The sequence below is a fragment of the Alkalihalobacillus bogoriensis ATCC BAA-922 genome (assembly GCF_000621445.1).
Classification (GTDB): Bacteria; Bacillota; Bacilli; order Bacillales; family Bacillaceae_F; genus Bacillus_AO; species Bacillus_AO bogoriense.
Genome location: NZ_JHYI01000011.1, coordinates 109,749 through 125,773 on the forward strand (window position 1 = coordinate 109,749; position 16,025 = coordinate 125,773).

The window sequence follows — 16,025 nt, forward strand, 5'->3', positions numbered from 1 at the left end:
GCGCTGTTTTTCTTTTAGTATAAAATTATTTTACATTTTTTTGTATATGTTTAAATTTCTTGAGGAATAGTAGTTATTGTTAAGGAGGTGAGTACACATGGCACGTAACAACCGTAACAACAACAATAACAATAACAACAATAACAACAATAATAATGAGTTAAACGTCGACAATGCAAATACAGAATTTGCAGCTGAAAACGATGTAAACCAAAACAACCGCAACAACCGTAATAATCGTAATAACAATAACAACAACTAATAAAAAAGACGTAGTAGTTCACAAACCGTTGACATTACTACGTCTTTCCTATTTTTGAAGATAAGAAAATCTTGGTATAGTAGGGGAGCTTTGAAAGCTTTGAAAGCTTTGGAAGCTTATTCTAGAAGAGCGAAGGCTGCGCACCTGCGCGTTTCACCCCAAGAAGACCACTTGGGGTTCACTGTCAAAAGCGGGCAGGGCTCCGCACTTCGCATGAAATGAAAAGACGCTCCCATGTTTTTCTTTACGCTAATACTTTGATCTTTAATTCAATTTCAGAGAAAGCCGATAGACATTTTTCTCTTTCTAATTCATACGTTAATGTTTCCATATCTAGTTCATGTAGTTGTGGGATGTCACAAATGATTTTCGCTAATTCTTTACTAATAATTGACGTTTCTTTTCCTTCTACTAATTTCTTTTTATAGCGATTAAATTTTGCATCTAACTCATCTAGTTGCTCAAACAATTGTTCAATTGAGCCGTATTGTTGAATGAGTGGCAATGCAGATTTTTCCCCTACACCAGGACAACCAGGAATATTATCACTTTTATCCCCCAACAAAGCTTTAACGTCAACCCACTGATTTGGTTCGATTTGATATTCATTGCGGAAATGTGAAACTGAATAAATCATATCGCCTTTTTTTCCAGCAATGATTTGTGATGTTTGCTCATTTAAAAGTTGTAGTAAATCTTTATCATTACTATAAATATAACAATGTCCTTGTTCGAGACGGGTCCATTTTAACGCCATGGCACCAATTGCATCATCGGCTTCAAATGGGGGAGTGACAAGTTGAGTAATTCCTAGTTTATCAAGTAAAGCTGTACATGTTTCGTATTGTTGAATTAAAGCGTCTGGAAGTTCATTTCGAGTAGCTTTGTAAAAATCATATTTTTGTCTACGGGTTGTTTCTTCTCGTTTCACATCCCATGCTACTGCAACATGACTAATCGAATGATCAGATATTAAATTACATAGTTTTTGAAAAAACACTCGGAGTGCATTTGTATAAAGTCCTTGGCTATTCTTCGTCAATTCCTCATCTGATTTACCATAAGAAGTTGCGAAATATCCGCGACTTAATAAATTAAATCCATCAATTAATAATAAGTTTGTTTGCATTCGTGTAAGTAACTCCTTTTTTAATAGACCTAGTATTGGCATATTATATCATGATTTCATTTAGAATAAATGATTTTATAATTTAAGGTAATAATGAATATGAAATAAAAAGGAGGATGACTATGACGAAAATAGCAGTAATATACTATAGTTCTACAGGGACTAATTACAAATTAGCTCAGTGGGCAGAAGAAGGTGCGAAAGAAGCTGGGGCAGAAGTAAAAGTATTAAAAATACCAGAAATTGCTCCAAAAGAAGCCATTGAATCCAATCCTGGCTGGAAGGCTCATATTGAGGCAACAAAAGATGTTCCTGAAGTAACACTTGAAGATTTAGAAGAAGCAGATGGCTTTATATTCAGCATGCCAACACGGTTTGGTAATATTCCTGGGCAAATGAAGCAATTTTTAGATACAACGGGCGGCCTTTGGTTTCAAGGGAAGTTAGTTAATAAAGTGGTTAGTGCTATGGCGTCTGCTAGTAATTCGCATGGGGGGCAAGAACAAACAATCTTATCCTTATATACAACGATGTTTCATTGGGGAGCTATTATTGCAGCACCAGGATATGCTGATCCGATTACATTTGGTGCAGGGGGAAACCCTTATGGTACAAGTGTAACGGTCGACCAGGAAGGAAATATGAAAGAAGATGTGATGGAAGCTGTTAAGTTTCAAGCTAAACGAACGGCTCAAATTGCAAGTATGATCAAAAATGGAGTAAAGTAATGTAGAGGGTGCCTTTTCGATAGGGCACCCTTCTTTTAAAGATAAGAAAAATTTTGTATAGCAGTGAAGCTTTGAAAGAAAAGACGCTCCGCTTTTTTCTTAAGGATGATCGGTTGAATGCGTGTGTTGTTGAAGCGCAAAAGACTGATCTTTTTTTTGTGAATAGGCAATTCCGATTAAAATAAGGACAACCCCAAGCCATTGAACAAGTGTAACAGCTTCATGAAGAACAACGACAGACATAATGACAGCAGTTGGTAGTTCAGCAGCACCGAGAATCGATCCTAAGGAGGACCCGATTTTGGGCATGCCAATTGCAAATAAAAGTGTCGGTAATACAATGCCCAAAATACCTAGCGACAAACTATAGAAAACGAGCCCTTGGTCGGTTGTACCTTGGATGAAATAGGTTGGTGGAAACAGGACTAACGCTAATAGAAGAGCTCCACATGTCATATAAAAGCTTCGCTGGATGGAAGGAATGTTCGTAGCCACTTTGCCACTAAAGAAAATAAACAAAGCAAACGATAAAGCAGCTAAAAGTCCAAGTAAGATTCCGGAAAAAGAAAAAGTAGCAGTTACGTCTATTGTTCCTGCCGCAAGTAACGTACCTGAAAAGAGTAATAGTAGTGCAATTATAATTTTTACTTGTGGTTTTTTTTTCGAATGTATCGATTCTAAAATAATCCCAATCCATGTAAATTGAAACAGTAAAATAATTGCAATTGATGCAGGTAATGTTTGAAGGGATAAATAATAAAAAGTACCAGTTAAGCAAATTGTTGTTCCAACAAGTGCGAGCTTTATAAAGGTTTTTCCTTGTATTTTTTGTTTTTGAGTAAATATGTAGAGAATAGCCATACTAAGCCAACCAACTAAAAATTGACTACTAATTACTTCTGTCGGTGTAAACCCTTTACCATACGCTAGCTTTACAAAAGTGGACAACACTCCGTAGCTGCATGCTCCTAGTAAAACGATAAAAGAATACTTTAACAAATAAACTCCCCCTTTCCATTGCACCGCTATTAGCATACCATGTCCGTTTCCTATTTTGAAAAGAAAGGCTTTAAAAGAGAACTTATGGTTGTTAAGTATTGATGGTTTTTCGCTCGAATCGCCTCTTTGCCCGTTTCTGTATTTAGACTTTTGACAAGTAAATTAAATTTTTGGTTATCGCAAGATTCCAATAGTCTGCGTAACGTAAGCGAGTCTTTATAATTCCTAATGAGAGATTTTGTTTTCGCTTCGTAAGAGCCTTGACCAAGAATAGCTTCTGCTGCATAAATACCAGTAAGAAACGCAAACAATTGACCAAATCCCATAAACGGCTGGATGGATCCCATGCAATTTCCGGTAAAAAACGTGTTGCCAATGCGCGGATATTTGTTTAAACCGACAATATAATTGGACACTTGGAATTGGTCTGTTATTTGAATTTGTTGCTGTAATGAATGAGAAACTTCTTTAATAAAAGCATCCCATAATAAGTCCGCCTGTTGTGGCTCATATTCTGGAAAAGCAATCGCAATACTTGCTTCCTGTTTCGAAAATGGGAGTAAGTAACTATATCCTTTTGGAGCAAATGTATTGTTCAGCCATAAATAGACGTGACGTGGATCAAAGGAACCTTCAATTGTTGCCCCTTTCACCGTAGTCGTTAAGTCCTTTTGGAAAATAGAAATATCTTCACTAAAACTCGCATCACCTGTTGCTAAAACAACATGTGAGTATTCATGAAGTAAATCTTCATACGTTTTTTTCGAATTAAACACAATGTCTACCTGTAATTGAGACATAAGTTGTTTTTCAAATGAGAGCTTATGTCGACCACGTGTATTAATAAAACCGAGATGTCCTCGAACCGTTGTTTCTTCATTTTCAGAAACAAATGTTAACCGTTGGATATTATTCACTGGTTTTAAAAATATACCGTATTGTTCAGATAAAAATTGAATGGCATCATCAATTGGCGGATCAAGTAAAGGTAAAATTGCTTCGCCGTTTATAAAGCGATCTCCTACTTCTTTGCGATGTTCAAATATTGTTGGTGTTATCCCATTCTTTTCTAGAATGATAGCACACGATAATCCGGATAAACCAGCTCCCATAATGGCAACTTCCATCATAACATTCCTCCTTTTTACCTTAGTATGAGCTTTTAAGAAATTCACTATCAAAAAGAAAACTTGTTTGCTTCTGAATCTTTTATCTCCCTCATAAAATCAAGGGAGAATATTAATGTGAAGTGAGGTGGAGATATGCAAATTCACGTTGTTGAACCAGGTCAATCATTATTTGGAATTTCTCAAGCTTATGAAACGACCGCTCAAGCGATTATTGAAGCCAATCAGTTAGAAGCACCGGAACAATTAGTTGTCGGTCAAGCGTTAGTTATCCCGATTGTCGGTCGATTTTATTGGGTGAGAGCAGGAGATACATTATCATCGATTGCCCAAATGTATCGGGTATCATGGGAAAACTTGGCCGAAGTGAACCAACTTGATGTAACACAACCACTGCCAATTGGATTACGGCTTTATATCCCTCCGCTCCCTACAAGACAGGCAGAAATTAATGCTTATATTGAGCCGAGAGGAGAATTTGTTGCACCAGAACTTTTGCAAGAAGCAAGAAATGTTACTCCATATTTAACTTATTTAGCACCGTTCAGCTATGAGGCAAGAAGAGATGGATCTTTAAATCCGCAGCCACTTGCTGGAATTCCAGAAATTGCGGAGCAAACAGATGTAGCGCTTATGATGGTCATTACAAATCTTGAAGAAGGTCAATTTAGTGATGAGCTTGGGCGGGATATCCTGCAGAGTGAATCGGTACAAGATTTATTATTGGATACTATTCTTGCTGAAGCCGAGCGGGTTGGCTTTTCTGATATTCATTTTGATTTTGAATATTTACGACCTGCTGATCGGGAAGCGTATAATCAATTTTTAAGAAAAGCGGCTCGTAGGATCCGTGAAAGAGGATTACTCATTTCAAGCGCATTAGCTCCGAAAACAAGAGCTGATCAACCTGGAGTATGGTATGAAGCCCATGATTATAGGGCGCATGGTGAAATCGTGGATTTTGTTGTGATTATGACGTATGAATGGGGATATAGTGGAGGCCCGCCAATGCCTGTGTCTCCAATCGGTCCGGTGGAAGAAGTATTGCAGTACGCATTAACAGAAATGCCAGGGTCAAAAATCATGATGGGGCAAAACTTATATGGGTATGATTGGACATTGCCGTTTGTACCTGGAGGAGAGTACGCAAGAGCGATTAGCCCTCAACAGGCGATTGGGCTTGCTCGATCATACAATGTTCCAATTCAATTTGATTTGGATGCTATGGCACCACATCTTGATTATGTTGATGAACAAGGGAATGAGCATAAAGTTTGGTTTGAAGATGCCCGTTCTATCCAAGCGAAATTTGATTTACTTACAAGACTAGGGTTGCGAGGCATTAGTTATTGGAAGCTAGGACTGAGCTTTCCGCAAAACTGGGTACTGATTGGCGATAATTTTGACGTTGTTAAAAGATAAAGGCATGAAAAAAGGATGCTTCATGAGAAACCTCATTGAATCATCCTTATTTTTTCACATTGAAAAAGTACGCTTCTACTTGTTCTGCGGTGAGTGGAGGATTATATAAATATCCTTGTCCACATTCACAGCCAAGCTTATGTAATGCTTGCATTTGTGCAATGGATTCAATTCCTTCAGCGACAACGACTAAATTCATGTTAATTCCGATATCGATCATACTTTTTATAAGGGAAGTATGCTCGTTTGGGAAATTGCGGATGAAGGATAAATCAATTTTTAACATATCAATCGGTAAATTCATAATTTGACTTAATGACGAATAACCAGTGCCAAAATCATCAATGGCTATCGTAAATCCCATATGATGAAGTTCGTGGATCCGAGCTTGAACAATCTCTGTCTTATCAAGGGTTTGTTCTGATAATTCAAATCCTAAAAAAGAAGGATTAATTCTTGTCACTTCCAATATGTCTCGTAATGAAGAGATAAACTGATGGTGAATGATTTGCTTTTGTGAGATGTTAATAAATAACTTTAAAGAAGGGCTTCCGTTTTGAACCCACTTCTTCTGTTGTAAGCAAGCTTCTGTTAACACCCATTCCCCAATCGACATAATTAGCCCTGTTTCTTCTGCAATCGGAATAAATTCATGAGGGGAAATGACGCCAAATTCAGGGTGTTCCCACCGTAACAAAACCTCTAATCCCACCAATTGACCTGTATGTAGATGTACTTGTGGTTGATAGGAAAGTTGAAATTGTTTACGTGCAATTGCAAAACGTAATTCCTTTTCAATAGAACGTTTACGATTCACTTTGATTTGAAGTTCTGATGTGAAAAACTCAAATGTATTTTTCCCTTTTTCTTTCGCAATATACATGGCGGTATCTGCATTTTTAATTAACGTATCGATTGACGTATTTTCCATGTATGGGCTTATTCCAATACTAGGGGTTACTTGGAGATATTGACCGTTCACTTGTAAAGGATGACTAAGTTCATTTACAAGCTCAGCTGCTAAATATTGAATGTATTCTGTTGTCTCCCCTTCGATATAAAGGAGAAACTCATCGCCCCCAAACCTGGCTACTTTATCTTGTCCAACGATCGTTCGCAGCCGTTCAGCGATAGTTGTTAAAAGTTGATCTCCTATTGAATGTCCCATTGTATCATTGATGGACTTAAATCGGTCTAAGTCAATAAATAAAACGAATAAGGAGTGCCCGTTTTGTTTAGAGCGAGCAATTGCTTTTTGTAGTTCAAGCGTAAACTTTAGACGGTTTGGTAACCCTGTTAAAGAATCATAATAGGCCATATCTTCAATGATATGAATTTGTTTGTTTAACTCAGTTACGAGCGTTTGGTTTTCAAACATGGTCATCACTTGCCGCACAATGACGATGACGATAATAAGGCTAAAAACATAAAACAACCATGGTGTAGTATAATTGTCATTACTAAACATAATGAACATTAAAACAATGATTGAGATGTGAGGTAATACTTTGGCGAGCGACAGCGGTCGAATTGAAACGTCTTTTTTTAACAGTGCTAATTTTGAGTCATACAAGCTTGATAAAGCGATAAGTAGTAGCGCAAGTATCCATAAAGGATCTAACCAATGTCCTGATTCATAATTGTCAGTCATGGATTGTTGAAAATATATATAATCAACGATAAATTGAACTAATACTCCTAAAGTTAAGAGCGAAAGTGATTTTTTAGATTGATCCCGATAGAGTAATAAATTCAGAAGCCCAAATAAACAAATTAAACCAGTAAACGGATAAATTAATGTAAAATCGACCATTTGTATAGTGTGAATTTTTTTAATCATAGGTTCAATGATGAAAAACGTACTGATGGTGCCGATAACTACTAAAAATAAAAAAGCATCGATAATGAGTCTGGCATTTTTATATTTGTTGTGTTTTTTGAACATTAAGTAAAAAATGGCAATGATTAAAAATAAATGGTAAACCGAGTAAAAGGAATCATAAACTTCAATTTGATTTCTATGTATACCTGCAATATCATAATAAAACCAAATGAATTCTGCCACTACATGACTACTTATGCCGAATAACAATAATAACCAAAACACTTTGGATTTTCCTGTTGTTCTAAAAACACTAGATAGGAGGATGACGCCGGCAACCAAAATCCCGATAAGAGAAAAGAATCCTCCACCAATGGCTTTTAGATTATCGGTTTCCTGTAAAAAGATAAGCCATCCATAATAACTAAAAAAATAAATGACAATAAAAATAAGGACACTTTTTTTCAGACTCATAAAAACTCCTATCATTCTCAAGTTATAGGTAATTAGTATTGTTGAACCGTGAACTAACGGTGTTTTTTCTTTTGTTAGTACTAATATACCATAATTAATATGAGGATATGGAAGGTTTTTTGTCTGAAAATGTAAAAACTTTATTTCATAATTGGCTGTTGTAAATGAGTGAATATATTACCATGGTCCAAATCGAATAATAACCATCTATAATATCATACTAAAAGTAATCCAAGCAAAGCGAGGTGATAGAAATTGGCTAACAGCAGTAACAAACTTCTAGTCCCTGGCATCGAACAAGCATTGGAACAAATGAAGTATGAGATTGCCCAAGAATTTGGTGTTCAAATTGGTGCTGATTCAACAGCTCGTTCTAATGGTTCTGTAGGTGGAGAAATTACAAAACGATTGGTTCAACAAGCAGAACAACAAAAGTTTTAAAATTTCATATATGGCATATAACCGTACGACAAAATTGTCGTGCGGTTTTTTATAGATAAGAAATATGTTGGTACAGCAGTGAAGTCTTTAAAAGATGATTCTAGAAGAGAGAAGGCCGCCGCACTTCGCTGGAAACGAAAAGACGCTCCGGTGCTTTCTTACTTATATACTCTTTATTAACAGCGCGTGGCATGTCGTGTTTTATCCATTCGTTTTGCTTCACTCATTTTTCGCTCCCTGCGTTTATTTGATTATTGTCATTTGAGAAAAAAAATTTAAAAATAGTATCATAAAAACAGATTGTTTGGTTACCTTAACGGTGTAATAAAAAACCATTTATATTATTAGGAGGAAACAAAATGTATCAACAACAATTTACACAAATGACGTCTGGAAACCAAATTCAACAATCTCTTCAACAAATGCAACAAATGGAGCAACAAAATGCTAATCAATTAAGACATATCGCTGGGCAGTTACAACAAATGAGTGAAAACGAAAGTGCAGCAACTCGTCAAATCCAACAGCTTCAACAATATTGCAGCCAGCTTATTCAAGAAAACCAACGTTTATCTTCGCAAATGATGAACCAACAAGCTATGACACATATGTCGATGCCTCAGCAACAACAGCAATCTTCTCAACAACATATCCAACATCAGCAACACCAACAACATACTCCAAACCAAATGATGTAAGTGTAAAACTTTGTCAACCAAATTTTTTGTGAATTTGTAAATTAATTACATTAACACTATATATAACGTAGAAACCGCTTAAACACTTGTTTTATGCGGTTTTTTTGTCTGTAATTGATAAATTATAAACGGAGACCGCTTTCAAAACAGCCAAAGTTTGTTCACCATTAGACATTTTTTTCCGTGCTATAATGAACTCATAAGGAACAAGGAGTTGATAACAGATGATACTATGTGAGTGGAAAAACTTTTCAACCGATACTGAGACTTATACACTGGAGCTTTTTGAACAACTTGTGGAAGATGAGTTTGAAGCGATGCTAATTGAAGAAGGAAATGACATCCCATCGTATGTTTGGACATCTAATTTCGTTTGTATTATTAAAGTGAATACGAGAATGTTTAGTGATATTCAAATTACTAAAATTCAAAGAAATCCCGTATGTGAATAGAATCTATTCTATTTAACATAACTTGCTCAATGCTTCACAAAGTCTTTTATAAAAAAAGGAGTGGAAAAAATGGCAGTTTCACAAAGAGAAGTTAAACAAAAACAAAATGTAACAGAAACAATTAACAGCTTAGTAGCAAACGCACAAGTAGCATTAAAGGAATTTTTAGAATTTGACCAAGAAATGATTGACAAAATTGTGAAGGAAATGGCGCTAGCAGGGTTAGACCAACATATGCCGTTAGCGAAACTAGCGGTTGACGAAACAAAACGTGGGGTATATGAAGATAAAATTATTAAGAATATATTCTCAACTGAATATATTTATCACAACATTAAGTATGATAAAACAGTAGGGATTATTAATGAAAATACGCAAGATGGAATGATTGAAATCGCTGAGCCTGTTGGTGTTGTGGCAGGGGTGACTCCAGTCACAAATCCAACGTCTACGACGATGTTTAAAGCACTTATTGCAATTAAAACGAGAAATCCAATTATCTTTGCTTTCCATCCATCTGCGCAAAAATGTAGTAGTGAAGCAGCAAGAATTTTACGTGATGCGGCGTTTTTAGCAGGGGCACCACAGCATTGCATTCAGTGGATTGAAACACCATCTATTGATGCAACACAACAACTGATGAATCATGAAGGAGTTGCTCTTGTTTTAGCTACTGGTGGAGCGGGAATGGTGAAATCAGCGTATAGTACTGGAAAACCTGCCCTTGGAGTAGGACCAGGAAATGTTCCTTGCTTTATTGAAAAAACTGCGAATATTAAACGTGCTGTGAACGATTTAATGTTGTCAAAAACATTTGATAACGGGATGATTTGTGCTTCTGAGCAAGCAGTAATCGTTGAAAAACCGATTTATGATGATGTTAAAAACGAATTAATTGAAAACAATTGTTACTTTTTATCACCTGAAGAAAAAGCAAAAGTTGAAAAACTTGTTATTAATGAAGAATCATGCGCGGTAAATCCTAATATCGTAGGAAAACCGGCTTATGAAATTGCAAAACTAGCAGGTGTTGAAGTCCCTGTAGATACAAAAATCCTTATCGCTGAAACAACAACAGTTGGACCAGAAGAACCACTATCTCGTGAAAAATTAAGTCCTGTTCTTGCTTGCTTTAAAGTAGCAAATGCACAAGAAGGGTTACAGCGAGCTGAAGAAATGCTGGAGTTTGGTGGGTTAGGTCACTCTGCCGTCATTCATACAGAAGATGAAAGCATCATGCGTCAATTTGGTATTCGTATGAAAGCTGGTCGTATTATTACAAATGCACCATCGTCACAAGGTGCGATTGGTGACATATATAATGCTTACTTGCCTTCTTTAACACTAGGTTGCGGTTCTTATGGGAAAAATTCAGTTTCTTCTAACGTAGGTGCTGCAAATCTACTCAATGTAAAACGTCTATCTAGGAGAAATGTGAATATGCAATGGTTTAAAGTTCCACCTAAAATTTATTTTGAAAAATATTCTACTCAATATTTACAAAAAATGCCGAACATCTCAAGAGCTCTTATTGTCACTGACCCTGGGATGGTGAAGTTAGGCTATGTTGATAAAGTGCTATATTATTTAAGAAAACGTCCAGATTATGTCCATTGTGAAATTTTCTCTGATGTTGAACCGGATCCATCAATTGAAACAGTGATGAAAGGTGCAGAAATGATGAGAAGCTTTGAGCCTGACGTCGTTATTGCACTAGGTGGGGGTTCAGCAATGGATGCTGCAAAAGGAATGTGGCTATTTTATGAGCATCCTGAAACCGACTTTAATGGATTAAAGCAAAAATTCCTTGATATCCGTAAACGTGTGTTTAAATATCCTAGATTAGGAGAAAGGGCTCAATTCGTTGCGATTCCAACGACATCTGGAACTGGTTCTGAAGTTACTTCTTTCTCAGTTATTACTGATAAAAAGAATAATGTAAAATATCCACTAGCAGATTATGAATTAACACCGGACGTTGCGATTATTGACCCGCAATTTGTTATGACAGTACCACCTCATATTACAGCAGATACAGGAATGGATGTATTAACACATGCTCTTGAAGCGTATGTATCTATCATGGCTAATGATTATACTGACGGTTTGGCTATGAAAGCGATCCAACTTGTATTTGAATATTTACCACGAGCATATCGCAACGGTAATGATGAAGTGGCACGTGAAAAAATTCATAATGCATCAACAATTGCAGGAATGGCATTTGCCAATGCGTTTTTAGGAATTAATCATAGCTTAGCTCATAAATTAGGAGCTGAATTCCATATTGCCCATGGTCGTTCAAACGCGATATTAATGCCACATGTTATTCGCTTTAATGCAACAAAACCGAAAAAATTCACTGCATTTCCGAAATATGAGCATTTTATTGCTGACAAACGATATGCTGAAATTGCAAAAGTATTAGGTCTTCCAGCAAAAACAACAGAAGAAGGGGTAGAAAGCTTAATTCAAGCGGTTATTAAACTAGGTAAAGAGTTAAATATCCCGATGAGTATTGCAGCAAATGGTGTCGATAAAAAAGAATTTGAAAGTAAAATTGACCTGTTAGCTGACCGTGCATTCGAAGACCAATGTACAACAGCAAATCCAAAGTTACCGTTAGTTACAGAATTAGCTGAGATTTACCGTCAAGCTTATAAAGGTGTGTAATACGAATAAGAGAAAAAAGGATGCCTACACAATGGCATCCTTTTTTTAAAGATTAAGAAAGCATAAAATTTTTGGTGTAGCGAAGCTTTGAAAGCTATTTCAAGAAGAGCGAAGGCTCCGCACTTCGCTTGAAAGAAAAGACGCTCCCTCCGTTTTCTGTTATTTATGGTAAGTAAGCGGCCATGAAAACCGTTATCTGTGAACATAATAGCTAGCGTTTTGGAACGTTGGTGGACACAGGAGCAGTTAATCATAATATATCGCTAGGAATAGTGTTACTTTTGTGGTAATAAGGGCTCATGTGGCCGCTAAAAAACGGAAACCTGTATGATGTTCACAAATTACGGCTGCTCTGGCCGCAAAAGTGGGTTATTTAGCAGAAACTGTAATCTCATCATCGACGAGTTCAATTGTAAAATGTGTAGCAGATGGGTTATCAATGATAAATTCTGAAATGGAGTCTTCAATTTTTTCTTGAATTACTCTGCGAAGAGGACGTGCGCCAAATGCTGGGCTATATCCTAACTCTGCTAATTTTACTTTGGCTTCTTCAGAAATGTCGAGTGATAGTTGGAGCTCTGCCAAACGCTCTGCTACATCGTAAATGAGCAAATCGACTATTTTAATAAGAGCTTCTTTTTGTAATGGTTTGAATTCAATAATCGAATCGATTCGATTTAAAAACTCGGGCTTAAAGAAAGAACGAAGAGAGTCTGTTAACGTTGATGAATGTTGGTCTTCATTGTTTGTTTGTTGTTCAAACCCAACAGTATTTTTCTTTTGTCCGACACCAGCATTTGATGTCATAATGATGACAGTGTCTTTAAACGAAACGACACGACCTTGACTGTCTGTTAAGTGCCCATCCTCTAAGATTTGTAAAAACAGATGCATCACATCTGGATGAGCTTTTTCAATTTCATCAAACAATAAAATGCTATAAGGATTTCGTCTTACTTTTTCAGTAAGCTGTCCACCTTCATCAAAGCCAACATATCCTGGAGGTGAACCGATGAATTTAGAGACGGAATGCTTTTCCATAAATTCACTCATATCTAAACGGATCATCGCATCTTTCTTTCCAAACAATTCATTGGCTAAGCTTTTTGTTAATTCGGTTTTTCCTACTCCTGTTGGACCAACAAACAGAAAGCTAATTGGACGGTTTTTTGGCTTTAAGCCAGCTCTTTGACGTTTAATGGCCTTTGCCACTTTTGTAACGGCTTCATCTTGACCAATAATTTTTGATGCTAACTGTTTTTCTAATTCTTTCATTTTCTCTTGCTCGGCTTTTTGCAATTTTGTGACAGGAATTCCTGTCTTTTTTTCGATTAAGGCTTGGATATGTTCAATAGTAACAGTTTTAGCTTCGTTTGGTATATTTTTTAATTTTTCTTCAATTTGTAGTTCTTCGACGCGTAATGTAGCTGCTGTTTCATAATCTTCTTGCTCAGTTGCTTGGACTTTTAAAGCTGCTATTTCCTCTAGTCGTTGTTCAAGTTCAACAGTTGGAGAATCTTCTTGTTCAAGTGATAATTTCGCCCCGATTTCATCAAGTAAATCAATCGCTTTATCTGGTAAATAGCGATCTTGAATATAGCGGTTTGATAATGAAACACATGCATGGATGACTTCATCCGAATAACGTACTTCATGGTACTGTTCATAAAGTGGCCGAATCCCTTTTAAGATTTCAATCGCTTTTTCATACGATGGTTCCTTTACTAAAATCGGTTGAAAGCGGCGTTCAAGTGCCGGGTCTTTTTCTATCATTCGGAATTCCGTTAATGTAGTTGCACCAATCAGTTGAAGTTTTCCTCGAGCGAGAGCAGGCTTTAGTATATTACTCGCATCCATTGAGCCTTCTGTAGCTCCAGCTCCTACAATTTGATGAATTTCATCAATGAAAATGATCGTGTCCTGTTGCTTTTCTAATTCAGATACTAGTTGTTTCATTTTTTCTTCGAATTGTCCACGATAACTCGTCCCTGCCACGAGAGTAGACATATCGAGAACATATACTTGTTTGTTTTTCATTTTTTTAGGTACATTTCCTTCTACAATGCGAAGGGCAAGTCCTTCAGCAATCGCTGTTTTTCCGACACCCGCTTCACCAATAAGAACGGGATTATTTTTTGTACGCCGACTTAATACTTCGACCATCCGTTGAATCTCATCATCTCGTCCTATGACAGTATCAATTTCTCCTTGTTTTGCTGCTGTTGTTAAATTCCGGCCATATTCATCTAAAAATGAATGATTTGTTTTGTCATTGTCTTTTGTTCTCGTTTGTGGTCTTTGATGTTGATGAAAAAAGGAGTGCAAAAATTCATTGCCAGATACGTTATTCATAGTATTTGGGTGATGAACTTGAGTAAAGCAAGATTCACAAAGGTGAAGTAGACGTTGACTATTGTTTATGGACACATGAACTTGGATAGATGCTTGATGATTGTTACAAACTTGACATTTCATAATATGACCTCCTAAAATTTATTTGTTATTGACTTTGATTAACTTTGACCAATAGTGTGTAAAAAAACTATCCGAGTTGGATAGGGATTAATCTTTATCAATATTATATCTGACCTTTTTTGACCTTTCAAGTCTTATGCTTAAATGATTGTATAACGTTTGGCTAAAAGGAAATGATAACAAACGCACTACAGGTTATTATGAATAATAAGAATGAAGAATTGATTATTGAGAAAAATAAAACGAATCCATATAAATAAGGGGTAAGGAGGGTCTTTTGTTGCAAATTTATTTCTCACCTGAATTTCTAAAAGAAGATGCACAAGTTCTTAATGTCGTTACAGATAATAATGAAGCAGTAGGATATTTAGCATTTTTAATGGAAGAAAAGAAAATGTACGTATATGGTCAATTACAAGAAGGTGGAGTTGAGGCGGATTTTAAAGATTTAATTAAACCGTACTTAGAAGGGTTAACGAAATTAAAGTCAGATATGGAAGTTTACTCCTTTGTTTCTGTTGGCGGTTCTAAAATAGAGCTTGAAAATGAAGAAGGAAAACAATAATAATTATATCCTTTCCTAAGCTCTCTAGGAAAGGATATTACCTTTTACGAGTTCGGAATGAAGGGTTAAAAGAAGGTTGAATTTTCATATGATAAATAAAGTCGACAACTTTTGTAGAAACCCATTGTGAGATAATGGCTTTAATAATAATTCCCCAATCAATTACGAGTGCCGTTAAGATAAAAATGGATCCGTTCATGAAAAAAAGGGGCTTACCAGGAAGTGTATTTCGATAAGTAGCAAATAATAAAGCGAGAACTCCCATTCCACCATTTGATACACCTTGCCTTAACAATAAACCAACTCCAATTCCTAGTAGTAACGAACCGATAAGTAAATCAAACCAAACATAAGTTGACGGCCTGTACATATCAACTTGAAAAAAATTAATCGTTAATGAAGTGATTGTAATTCCATACATTGTTCCCATTGCACTTGCATTACCTAGCCATTTAATGGCGACAACAAGCAAAGAAAAATTAACTAACCAAAGAGCAAATCCGACCGGTATGGCAAACCAATAATTTAAAAGGACTGCAATTCCACCAGCACCTCCAGATGGAATGGAATGGGGAAAAAGAAAAATAGCCATGGCAAACCCTTGGATTATACCGCCAGCAGTAATCATACAATATTTCTTTAGGAGCAACATACTTCATTTCCTTTATCCATTTCAAACGCCCTCATTTCCACTTTTGTTTGAGCTTGTCTTAGTAAATTATATGAAATGAATAAAGAGTTATGTCAAAAAAGAAGAG

The 16,025-nt window shown here is 36.2% G+C and carries 14 protein-coding genes; 8 read left to right on the forward strand and 6 right to left on the reverse strand.

Annotated features, from left to right (window positions below; translation table 11 throughout):
• Window positions 1-97: 97 nt before the first annotated feature.
• Complete coding sequence (locus T323_RS29120) at window positions 98-262, forward strand: hypothetical protein (RefSeq protein ID WP_169737873.1); 165 nt, start codon at window positions 98-100, stop codon at window positions 260-262.
• A 244-nt stretch (window positions 263-506) separates the two neighbouring features.
• Here the strand turns inward: T323_RS29120 and T323_RS0104520 are convergent, their stop codons facing one another.
• Window positions 507-1,391 carry a 5'-3' exonuclease gene (locus T323_RS0104520; protein WP_026672199.1) on the reverse strand — a complete coding sequence of 295 codons (885 nt, stop codon included), beginning with the start codon at window positions 1,389-1,391 and terminating at the stop codon, window positions 507-509.
• Between the two features lie 116 nt (window positions 1,392-1,507).
• Here T323_RS0104520 and wrbA point away from each other — a divergent pair, with 116 nt between their 5' ends.
• A complete protein-coding gene (gene wrbA, locus T323_RS0104525; RefSeq protein ID WP_026672200.1) occupies window positions 1,508-2,119 on the forward strand; it encodes an NAD(P)H:quinone oxidoreductase in 612 nt (203 codons plus the stop codon).
• A 99-nt stretch (window positions 2,120-2,218) separates the two neighbouring features.
• Here the strand turns inward: wrbA and T323_RS0104530 are convergent, their stop codons facing one another.
• Both T323_RS0104530 and T323_RS0104535 read right to left on the reverse strand, forming a co-directional pair.
• Window positions 2,219-3,118 carry an EamA family transporter gene (locus tag T323_RS0104530; RefSeq protein WP_026672201.1) on the reverse strand — a complete coding sequence of 300 codons (900 nt, stop codon included), beginning with the start codon at window positions 3,116-3,118 and terminating at the stop codon, window positions 2,219-2,221.
• A gap of 50 nt (window positions 3,119-3,168) precedes the next feature.
• The gene (locus tag T323_RS0104535; protein ID WP_218971032.1) at window positions 3,169-4,248 is read right to left on the reverse strand and encodes an NAD(P)/FAD-dependent oxidoreductase; all 1,080 of its coding nucleotides are present in this window, start codon (window positions 4,246-4,248) and stop codon (window positions 3,169-3,171) included.
• Between the two features lie 132 nt (window positions 4,249-4,380).
• On the opposite strand from T323_RS0104535, the gene T323_RS0104540 reads away from it, so the two are divergent.
• Window positions 4,381-5,667, forward strand: a complete 1,287-nt coding sequence (locus T323_RS0104540; RefSeq protein WP_026672203.1) for a glycoside hydrolase family 18 protein — start codon at window positions 4,381-4,383, stop codon at window positions 5,665-5,667.
• A 46-nt stretch (window positions 5,668-5,713) separates the two neighbouring features.
• On the opposite strand, the gene T323_RS0104545 is transcribed toward T323_RS0104540, so the two are convergent.
• On the reverse strand, window positions 5,714-7,963 hold the full coding sequence (locus T323_RS0104545) for a putative bifunctional diguanylate cyclase/phosphodiesterase (RefSeq protein WP_026672204.1): 2,250 nt from the start codon (window positions 7,961-7,963) through the stop codon (window positions 5,714-5,716).
• Between the two features lie 255 nt (window positions 7,964-8,218).
• On the opposite strand from T323_RS0104545, the gene T323_RS0104550 reads away from it, so the two are divergent.
• The 4 genes from T323_RS0104550 (at window position 8,219) to adhE (ending at window position 12,227) form a co-directional block, all read left to right on the forward strand.
• Window positions 8,219-8,404: an alpha/beta-type small acid-soluble spore protein gene (locus tag T323_RS0104550; RefSeq protein ID WP_026672205.1), complete on the forward strand. Its 186-nt coding sequence runs from the start codon at window positions 8,219-8,221 to the stop codon at window positions 8,402-8,404.
• A 359-nt stretch (window positions 8,405-8,763) separates the two neighbouring features.
• The gene (locus tag T323_RS0104555) at window positions 8,764-9,102 is read left to right on the forward strand and encodes a hypothetical protein (RefSeq protein ID WP_026672206.1); all 339 of its coding nucleotides are present in this window, start codon (window positions 8,764-8,766) and stop codon (window positions 9,100-9,102) included.
• Between the two features lie 224 nt (window positions 9,103-9,326).
• Window positions 9,327-9,554, forward strand: a complete 228-nt coding sequence (locus T323_RS0104560; protein ID WP_026672207.1) for a hypothetical protein — start codon at window positions 9,327-9,329, stop codon at window positions 9,552-9,554.
• Window positions 9,555-9,623: 69 nt separating this feature from the next.
• Window positions 9,624-12,227 carry a bifunctional acetaldehyde-CoA/alcohol dehydrogenase gene (adhE, locus tag T323_RS0104565; RefSeq protein WP_026672208.1) on the forward strand — a complete coding sequence of 868 codons (2,604 nt, stop codon included), beginning with the start codon at window positions 9,624-9,626 and terminating at the stop codon, window positions 12,225-12,227.
• 369 nt (window positions 12,228-12,596) lie between these two features.
• Here the strand turns inward: adhE and T323_RS0104570 are convergent, their stop codons facing one another.
• Window positions 12,597-14,702 (reverse strand): ATP-dependent Clp protease ATP-binding subunit, encoded by a 2,106-nt coding sequence (locus T323_RS0104570; RefSeq protein ID WP_026672209.1) that lies wholly within the window; start codon window positions 14,700-14,702, stop codon window positions 12,597-12,599.
• A 280-nt stretch (window positions 14,703-14,982) separates the two neighbouring features.
• On the opposite strand from T323_RS0104570, the gene T323_RS0104575 reads away from it, so the two are divergent.
• The gene (locus tag T323_RS0104575) at window positions 14,983-15,267 is read left to right on the forward strand and encodes a hypothetical protein (RefSeq protein ID WP_026672210.1); all 285 of its coding nucleotides are present in this window, start codon (window positions 14,983-14,985) and stop codon (window positions 15,265-15,267) included.
• Window positions 15,268-15,304: 37 nt separating this feature from the next.
• Here T323_RS0104575 and T323_RS0104580 read toward each other — a convergent pair whose 3' ends face one another.
• A complete protein-coding gene (locus T323_RS0104580; RefSeq protein ID WP_026672211.1) occupies window positions 15,305-15,916 on the reverse strand; it encodes a YitT family protein in 612 nt (203 codons plus the stop codon).
• Window positions 15,917-16,025 lie beyond the last annotated feature (109 nt).

Bases quoted from the DNA above. Each gene is read 5' to 3' on its own strand.
- T323_RS29120 (WP_169737873.1), top strand. From the start codon at position 98: ATGGCACGTAACAACCGTAACAACAACAATAACAATAACAACAATAAC.
- T323_RS0104520 (WP_026672199.1), bottom strand. From the start codon at position 1,391: ATGCAAACAAACTTATTATTAATTGATGGATTTAATTTATTAAGTCGC.
- wrbA (WP_026672200.1), top strand. From the start codon at position 1,508: ATGACTATGACGAAAATAGCAGTAATATACTATAGTTCTACAGGGACT.
- T323_RS0104535 (WP_218971032.1), bottom strand. From the start codon at position 4,248: ATGATGGAAGTTGCCATTATGGGAGCTGGTTTATCCGGATTATCGTGT.
- T323_RS0104540 (WP_026672203.1), top strand. From the start codon at position 4,381: ATGCAAATTCACGTTGTTGAACCAGGTCAATCATTATTTGGAATTTCT.
- T323_RS0104545 (WP_026672204.1), bottom strand. From the start codon at position 7,963: ATGAGTCTGAAAAAAAGTGTCCTTATTTTTATTGTCATTTATTTTTTT.
- T323_RS0104555 (WP_026672206.1), top strand. From the start codon at position 8,764: ATGTATCAACAACAATTTACACAAATGACGTCTGGAAACCAAATTCAA.
- T323_RS0104560 (WP_026672207.1), top strand. From the start codon at position 9,327: ATGATACTATGTGAGTGGAAAAACTTTTCAACCGATACTGAGACTTAT.
- adhE (WP_026672208.1), top strand. From the start codon at position 9,624: ATGGCAGTTTCACAAAGAGAAGTTAAACAAAAACAAAATGTAACAGAA.
- T323_RS0104570 (WP_026672209.1), bottom strand. From the start codon at position 14,702: ATGAAATGTCAAGTTTGTAACAATCATCAAGCATCTATCCAAGTTCAT.